7 protein-coding genes are annotated in these 7170 nt (G+C 37.5%); 3 read left to right on the top strand and 4 right to left on the bottom strand.

The window, feature by feature from the left end:
- Positions 1 to 963: SMI1/KNR4 family protein (locus H5072_RS07910; protein WP_182693190.1), on the top strand; the 963-nt coding region annotated here is incomplete at its 5' end.
- Positions 964 to 1066: 103 nt separating this feature from the next.
- Here the strand turns inward: H5072_RS07910 and H5072_RS07915 are convergent.
- On the bottom strand, positions 1067 to 1765 hold the full coding sequence (locus H5072_RS07915; RefSeq protein WP_182693191.1) for an NUDIX domain-containing protein: 699 nt from the start codon (positions 1763 to 1765) through the stop codon (positions 1067 to 1069).
- 186 nt (positions 1766 to 1951) lie between these two features.
- Here H5072_RS07915 and prs point away from each other — a divergent pair, with 186 nt between their 5' ends.
- Positions 1952 to 2806 (top strand): ribose-phosphate diphosphokinase, encoded by an 855-nt coding sequence (gene prs / locus H5072_RS07920; protein WP_182693192.1) that lies wholly within the window; start codon positions 1952 to 1954, stop codon positions 2804 to 2806.
- Between the two features lie 10 nt (positions 2807 to 2816).
- A complete protein-coding gene (locus tag H5072_RS07925; protein ID WP_182693193.1) occupies positions 2817 to 4412 on the top strand; it encodes a nicotinate phosphoribosyltransferase in 1596 nt (531 codons plus the stop codon).
- A gap of 336 nt (positions 4413 to 4748) precedes the next feature.
- Here H5072_RS07925 and H5072_RS07930 read toward each other — a convergent pair whose 3' ends face one another.
- The 3 genes from H5072_RS07930 to H5072_RS07940 all read right to left on the bottom strand — a co-directional run.
- Positions 4749 to 5222 carry a VOC family protein gene (locus tag H5072_RS07930; protein ID WP_182673298.1) on the bottom strand — a complete coding sequence of 158 codons (474 nt, stop codon included), beginning with the start codon at positions 5220 to 5222 and terminating at the stop codon, positions 4749 to 4751.
- Between the two features lie 100 nt (positions 5223 to 5322).
- Positions 5323 to 5793 (bottom strand): GFA family protein, encoded by a 471-nt coding sequence (locus H5072_RS07935; protein WP_182693194.1) that lies wholly within the window; start codon positions 5791 to 5793, stop codon positions 5323 to 5325.
- Between the two features lie 103 nt (positions 5794 to 5896).
- Positions 5897 to 7170, bottom strand: a 1274-nt coding sequence (locus H5072_RS07940; protein ID WP_182693195.1) for a catalase, incomplete at its 5' end; no start/stop codon positions are given.

A 7170-nucleotide genomic window follows, 5' to 3' on the forward strand; every position in this document is an offset into this window, starting at 1 on the left:
GTTGATTTTAACTTTGATTTAATAAAAATAAATACACTGCCAGGGTTTGAAAATTTAGATGGCTTTGATGCTATGGATATTTTTAGCGAAGCTATTTTTAAAGAAATATATAATCTAACAGCAAAGAGTACGTTAAAGTTACTCATTATTACCCCAGATCCAACGTCAGAAAAAACGTATGGTATTGCTTTTTTACAGGACAAAGAAATTTTAACCATGCAAGTAGAAGCAACGCCTCTATTTAATCAGTGGTTTAGCTCAATTAATGACGATGCCTCAACACCTAAAGTATATACGTTTACAAGTAATAGCAGCTCAAGTCGCTCCCTTTTTAACAACGAAAAAGAACTCACTCATAAAGGTATGGGAGAGTTTATTTGTAGCCAAGTTCCAAACAGCTTTATTGCTGAAAAGTTAACCAAAGAAAAAGCGGACTTTTTAACGCCATTTATTGAGCTTAATGCATCTGATAACTTTGAACTAATTGAACAATATTTTAAAGCGTTGGTAAAACAAAATAACCTCAATGTTATTGAGCCCAAAAACAACGATGCTATTTATGCTGAATTTGAAAACGAAGCCGGCTTTGCATTCCCAGCTATACTAAAATCGTTTTTGACACTACATAATGGTGTCGAAAATACAGCATTTATGGATGCTCAACGCATTTTAAAAGAGTGGCGCGACTGGCAGTCTATTTATAATGAATGGACTCAAGAAGAGTTATGCGACACCGATAGTGAAAACAATGTAAAAACCTTACCTATGTATTTTACCCCTTATTGGGTGCCATTTTTTAATCTGGGAGGAGGGAATTTTATAGCATTGGATTTTGCACCAAATACCAAAGGCACATCAGGTCAAGTAATATCATTTGGCGCAGATGAACAAAGTGCCATTTACGAGGCTGAAACGTTAAGTGAGTTTCTAAAAGGCTTTATTACTGCAGATAGCTCTGAATAACTTCATCTGAATAACTTCAATAGCTTAAGAACTTACTTTAATAGCACTTACCTGAAGTAAAAAAGCGCTCTTATGATTACTTTAAGAGCGTTTATTTAATTTACTAGACACTTAAATTACGTTCAAAGTTTACAATATCAACACCGGCTTTTACTTTATATAACTGCGCTAAGCGCCCTCCAGATTTAACTTTTTCACCCAGTGTTTCAAACATGTCAGCAGCTTCAATACGTCTAATTATACTTTTACGCTGAACAGGTTTACCTATAATGGTTTCAATGACTGACTTAAATTGCCCTACGGTAAAATGCTCTGGCAAACAATAAACCGGCGCCATTGAGTACAACGCTTTTTGTTTTAAACGCGCTTTAGCTTGTTCAATAATATACTTGTGATCAAAAGCCACTGGTAAATCATTAACTTGTTCAACATCAATCCACTTCGCATCATCAACTGTTTCTATGTGGGTTGATACTTGCGCCTCTGCAATTAATGCAAAGTACACCAAAGTGACACTAAACCCTCTCGGATCTCGATTAATGCCAGAATATGTTTGTAACTGCTCTAAATATTGAGGCGCTACACTGGTTTTTTCTTTAAGTTTTCTAAGCGCAGTCATACTCACGCTATCGTCAATATCTACGTCGACAAACCCACCTGGTAGTCCCCATCGACCAGAAAAAGGTTCGTTCGCTCGCTTAACCATCAGTACTTTTAGAGCGTCATTCTTAACAGTAAATAACACACTGTCGACTGTAAATAATGGGTTTTTGTATTCGGTAATATCGTAATGATTAGTCATTGCATACCCATGCAAGGTTAATGTCTTAGTGACACAATAGATTAAACACATCTCAATTTCAACCTACAGTAAAATTACAGACAATACACAAGTTCAGCTAGTTAGTTTAAAAAATAACTTGATTACTATAGGAATATTTGATAATTTAATTGTGTCGCTAGGACACAAACATTAAAAGGACAAAAAATGAAAGTATTTAGCTATGACTCAACAGGAAGTAAATCGTTAGTTGATTATGAAAATTTCACTTTTTCTGGTGGTGAAGAGCATATCAGATTTAACGCCGCTAATTTTTCAGGCTCTATAAAAATAGAGATTTTTGAACGACTAACCACCTCTTCAAAAATGGTTAGATTAATGATTGCTGTAGATGCGTTAAAAAGATTAACAAATGACAGAACGCCTATCGAACTTGTTATTCCCTACTTTCCTTATGCACGCCAAGACCGTGTTTGCGTTGAAGGAGAAGCTTTAGGCGCTGCTGTTATGGCTAACTTTATTAATAGCTTAAATTTTTCAAAGGTTACTATTTGGGATGCCCATAGCGATGTATCCCCAGCTTTAATTAATAAGGTAACCAATGTTGAACAAATTTCGTTACTTGAGCGCTCTGAAGAACTAAGCCAAAGACTCTTGCAAGGCGAATTAACACTCATCTCTCCAGATGCGGGAGCAAGTAAAAAAACCATTAAAATTTCAGAAAAGTTCAATGGCGTACCTGAGGTTATACAAGCTCAAAAAGTGAGGAACTTAAAAACAGGCGAAATAATTAAAACCGAAATTATTGGCGATGTTAAAGGTAAAAGCGTGCTTATTGCCGATGATATTTGTGACGGCGGAAGAACCTTTATCGAACTTGCCAAGGTACTAAAAAGTAATGGCGCGGTTGAAATTTCTCTTTTTATTACTCACGGTATTTTTTCAAAGGGGCTTGATGTTTTTGAGGGCCTGATAGACCGTATTTATACAACAGATTCGTTTAAACCGGCTAATGAGTTTAAAAATAGTAACACTATTAGTTTACAAATAATTGAGATGTAAGGAAAACACCATGACTATTACAGCTGCAAGTATGCAAAAAGATGTTTATAAAGAATTCCATAGCCGCGCTTATCATCCTGACGTAAGTGAGGTTTATGCAAACTTCACATCAAGAAGCGGAAAACTTAGCAATATAGAAAATAACGATAAAGTTGCGTTTGTTGGCCTTCAATACTTTATTAAAAGTTATCTTTTAGAAGAATGGAGTGAGTTTTTTAAAGCTGATAAAGAAACCGCAGTTGCTAATCACAAACGTATTATGAGCTCAATGCTTGGCTATACAGTTGATGTAAAGTATTTAGAAGACTTACACGATTTAGGTTACTTGCCATTAAAAATTAAAGCATTACCGGAAGGAACGCTAGTCCCTTATTTAGTACCTCCTATGACGATAGTAAATACTAAAGCTGGCTTTCAATGGTTAACAAATATGATTGAAACAGTATTGAGCTGTGAAAACTGGCCAATACAAACCAGTACTACAACTTCTGTTGCATATTTAAAAGTATTCAAAGAATTTGCACAAAAAACAGGAATGCCTATGGAATTTGTGCCGTTTCAAGGGCATGACTTTAGCTTTAGAGGTATGTTTGGCAAACACGCTGCGGCAATGAGTGGCTTTGGCCATCTAGCATCAGGGCTAGTAGGCACAGATACCATTCCCGCTGTTTTATTTGCAGAAAAATATTACGGAGCAAATGTAGATAAAGAGCTAGTTGGCAGCTCTGTTGATGCAACTGAACACTCGGTTACCTGCTCATGGATTATGGAAGGTGAAATAGAGTTTTTTAAGTACTTAATGAAAGAGCAATCACCAAAAGGGATTTTAAGTGTTGTATCTGACACATGGGATTTTTGGACACTTGTTACTGACTACTTGCCTCAGTTAAAAAGCGAAATAATGGCGCGCGATGGCACCCTAGTTATACGCCCTGACTCAGGCGACCCTGTTAAAGTATTAACGGGCTACAAAGTTTCACCGGTATCTGATTACAAAGAGTTATTTGAAACACAAAAAGAGGCTGAAAAAGAGGCTATTTTAAATGGCTTTGAGGCATATCGCTTTAACGGTCAATATTATGGACTTGAAGATAACAACACCATTGAACTGATGGAATGTGAAGTTAAAGGACTTATAGAATGCCTATGGGATATATTTGGCGGTACAACAACATCAAAAGGTTATAAACTGCTTGATGATCATATTGGCGCTATTTACGGCGACGCAATAACACTAATCCGTCAGCGCCAAATTTTACAACGCCTCATGGATAAAGGGTTTGCATCAAAAGTAGTGCTTGGTATTGGCTCTTACAGCTACCAATACGTAACACGTGATACGCATGGTTCTGCTGTAAAAGCAACTAGCGTAGTTAAAGCTGGTGAACGTTTGGCTATTTTTAAAGATCCAAAAACTGACTCAAAGAAAAAGTCGGCAAAAGGACTCTTAAAAATAGACAGAGTAAATAACGAGCTCACCTTATTTGATGATGTAACTGAACAAGAAGAGGCAAAAGGGTTATTGGAAGTCGTATTTGAAGACGGTAAAATAGTTAAAGAAACCACCCTTAGTGAAATAAGAAACTTAATAGATAAACAAATTTAGGGCTTATCCGTATTAAGTTGATGCCTTAAAAATTTATTACGGACCCACTAATTTAAAAGCCGCTGTAGTAATACTACGGCTTTTTAATTTGCAATAGATACAAGATCATCAGACCGTGCTGGCCTTTGAAGATTGAAAATCATTCAATCTAACGATAATTTAATTGCCCTTTAGCAGAGTCTTTCGGGCACTGCACGTTTGAAATTTATAAGTTGCTATCGCAAGTTTGTAAAAAGTAACTAAACAACACAAGTCCAGTATGACCTAGTACTATTTACCTTTGTTAACACCAACACGCTGCCGTAAATTTAACCTCGAAAGGTTAACACTCGCTAGTTATGCGTCTTGCTCTTGATTTGTTATATTCCCAATTCGATTATTTAACTCTTCGTCACTAACATCTTCTTTATGTGTACCAATGATCCATATATGACCAAATGGGTCTTGTAGTGTGCCGGTCCTATCACCATAAAACTGATCATGTACGGGTCTTATTTCTGTTGCACCAAGCTCAATTGCTTTTTTAAACACGGTATCAACATCTTCAACATAAAGCATAAGGCTTAGCGCTGTACCACCGAGTTCTTTTGGGTTTTTTAAATGCTCTTCAGAACCATTATCTGAAAGCATAATATGCGAATCACCAATTATTATTTCTGCATGGGCTATTCCACCATCAGGTAAAGGCATCTGCATTACATGTTCAGCACTAAATGCATCACAATAAAAATCTATCGCTTTTTGTGCGTCATTCATAATTAAATAAGGTGTAACTGAATGAAACCCTTTTGGTATTGCTGAGACTGCCATAATATTCTCCTTTACTTACGCTGTGATTTTTAATATTTAATTAACTAAATATGCGTTTAATTGCCCCTAAATTTAAGCTTAGCTCATACAAAAAATTGCGTTACTTTTCGAGGTTTAAACGCTTATGCCAAGCAGCAATATTTTCATCAGGGTATTCTTCAAACTGCTTGTCACCTTCATTAATGGGCGCATTTACCCAATTTGCTTTACTACCAAGCATTAAATGAGTGCGCTCTGGCGGTATGGGTAACTCACTATCTATTGCACCAGCAAAGGGATGAACTTGCTCAGGCCAACGTGCATCGTATAACCACAAGTTAGCACTACAATGCTTACAAAAATGACGCTCTGCAGGGCTGATTTTATCGCCTGTTTTTGCATGATAAATAGTTATGTGTTCACGCCCTGTAACCTCAAGCGTGCTGTATTGCGCGTTTAAATTAATAACAAACCCGCCGCTCCCTGCGGTTTTACGGCATATAGAGCAGTAACATAAATTGTAAGGATAAGGGTGTTTTGAGTTGACCGTAAATACCACTTTGCCACAGTGACAAGCGCCATTAAGCTTCATAATATATCCAATATTTATTGTTGGCTTGAACTAATACCTTAACTAGGTGAGCTAAAAAAAACCACAACAATTACATGCTGTGGTTTTTTAATTATTGAGCTTACTAACGCTCCCAATATCTTAAATTACGCAAAGTATTTATAAATTTATCGGCTGAATGTGCCTCTAAATCTATCCAACCATCATCTACTTTTCCATCAAGGCCTGCCGCTTTAAATAAAGGCTTAGCCTCATTTGTAAAGCCTATAAATTTCATATGTGCATACGCATCACTTACAAAGTCTTTAGCTTCTGCTATGGCAGCTAGTTTTTTAGCTCCATCTTCGGTGGTGAGTACAAGTACCGCATCGTATAAAACCGATGGACCACCATTAATAACCTGATCAGCTTTAAAGTGCTTACCTTTACTGCATTTAGCACCGCCAACTTGCGGGGCAATAATTTCAAAGTTTGCACCTTCACTTTTAAGTGCATTGGTAACCGAATTGAAAATTTCTGCATTAAAGCCATCACTTACTAAAATACCTAATTTACGGCCTTTGAAGGTGTTGGGCGCATTTTTCAAAATACTTAACGCATCAGATACAGGTAAGTCTTTACGTGTCGGCGTAGCAGCTTCTGCCGGATCTGGCATTTCTTGCAAGCCAAGTCCTTCGGCAACTTTATTTGCGAGGGTTTCGTCAATATTTAACAAGTGCGATACCAAACGTTCTCGTATTGGCAAATGCTCAACTTTAGACAGCTCAAACACGTACGCAGATTGAATATGCGCCTGCTCTACCTCTGTTTGACTTAAATAAAATTGACGAGCTTGACTGTAATGATCGCTGAATGTTTCTGAGCGATAACGCAGTTTATCACCGCCACTTACTTCAGGTTCCTTTGAGCTTTTAAAGCCATGTACTGGGCATTCGCGCGGGTTGTTTTCGTCGCCGCTCCATGAGTTTGGCTCATAATTAACACGCCCTTTTGGATTGTGCATTGCCATGTGGCCATCTTGCTGAAAATGACGCATTGGACATTTAGGCGCATTGACCGGAATATGCGTAAAGTTAGGACCACCTAAACGCTTGGTTTGAGTATCTAAGTATGAAAAGTTACGACCTTGCAGTAGCGGGTCAGGTGTAAAGTCGAGCCCCGGTACAATGTTTTGAGTACAAAATGCTACTTGCTCTGTTTCTGCAAAAAAGTTGTCTACAACACGGTCAAGCACCATACGACCAACAATTTGCACTGGTACTTGCTCTTCAGGTATAAGCTTGGTGGCATCAAAAACATCAAATTCAAATTCATCAGCAAATTGCTGATCAAACACCTGTACACCTAGTTCCCACTCAGGGAAGTCGCCGTTGCCAATAGATTCCCACATGTCTCTGC

It is taken from the genome of Pseudoalteromonas sp. SR45-5 (genome assembly GCF_014163565.1).
Taxonomy (GTDB): Bacteria; Pseudomonadota; Gammaproteobacteria; order Enterobacterales; family Alteromonadaceae; genus Pseudoalteromonas; species Pseudoalteromonas distincta.

Excerpts from the sequence above, each read along its gene's own strand:
- H5072_RS07925 (WP_182693193.1), top strand. The coding sequence starts at position 2,817 with ATGACTATTACAGCTGCAAGTATGCAAAAAGATGTTTATAAAGAATTC.
- prs (WP_182693192.1), top strand. The coding sequence starts at position 1,952 with ATGAAAGTATTTAGCTATGACTCAACAGGAAGTAAATCGTTAGTTGAT.
- H5072_RS07935 (WP_182693194.1), bottom strand. The coding sequence starts at position 5,793 with ATGAAGCTTAATGGCGCTTGTCACTGTGGCAAAGTGGTATTTACGGTC.
- H5072_RS07930 (WP_182673298.1), bottom strand. The coding sequence starts at position 5,222 with ATGGCAGTCTCAGCAATACCAAAAGGGTTTCATTCAGTTACACCTTAT.
- H5072_RS07915 (WP_182693191.1), bottom strand. The coding sequence starts at position 1,765 with ATGACTAATCATTACGATATTACCGAATACAAAAACCCATTATTTACA.